Origin of the sequence: Stenotrophomonas daejeonensis, assembly GCF_001431505.1 — a bacterium.
GTDB lineage: Bacteria > Pseudomonadota > Gammaproteobacteria > Xanthomonadales > Xanthomonadaceae > Stenotrophomonas > Stenotrophomonas daejeonensis.
The window spans coordinates 1-686 of sequence record NZ_LDJP01000120.1; the positions used below are offsets into that span (position 1 = coordinate 1).

At 63.6% G+C, this 686-nt stretch carries 1 pseudogene; it reads right to left on the minus strand.

The annotated features are described in order from the left end of the window. Nucleotides 1-135: 135 nt before the first annotated feature. Nucleotides 136-612 (minus strand): annotated as a pseudogene (locus ABB34_RS14665) (LacI family DNA-binding transcriptional regulator); the annotation flags it as partial. Nucleotides 613-686 lie beyond the last annotated feature (74 nt).

A 686-nucleotide genomic window follows, 5' to 3' on the forward strand; every position in this document is an offset into this window, starting at 1 on the left:
TATTTGATTACTGTTGTTTTTGTGTGTTTCAAGCAGAAGACGGCATACGATTGTTCTGCCTGTCTCGGGGGCTCGGAGATGTGGAGAAGAGACAGGCTATGGCGACTACCACGAGTCGGTCGAGCGCCTGCAACGGCTGGCCGACCAGCGCACGAAGTGCGTGCCCTGCTCGACCAGCCGTTGCAGGCGCTCGACCGACTCGTGGTAGTCGCCATAGCCGAGCAGGATGATGCCGTCGGCCTTGTTGCTGTCCTCGAAGTCGGCATGCCAGTCGCTGGACAGCTGCTGGAACGACACCAGCAGGTCGTAGCCCTTCAGCGCGCAGGCGCGGGTGATCGAGCCCAGCATCGAGTGGAAGAACGGGTTGATCAGCGAGTCGTCCGGGGTCGGGTCCTCGAAGAACAGCAGCGCCAGCGTGCCCGATTGCTGGCAGCGCAGGCTGGAGGCGTTCTTGTCCACCTTGTAGTTCAGCTGCCGGGCGATCTCGAGGATGCGCTTGCGGGTCTCGGCGTTGACCATCGGGCTGCCGCGCAGCGCGCGCGACACCGTGGGTTGCGAGACGCCCGCCATGTGCGCGATGTCCAGTGACGTGGCTTTGCCCTTGATGACCATCTTTGCCGGCAGCGTGAAGACGCCGGCCATCATGCCATGCGCGATTGCTTCCGCGGCCGGTGGTGGCGTGGCGC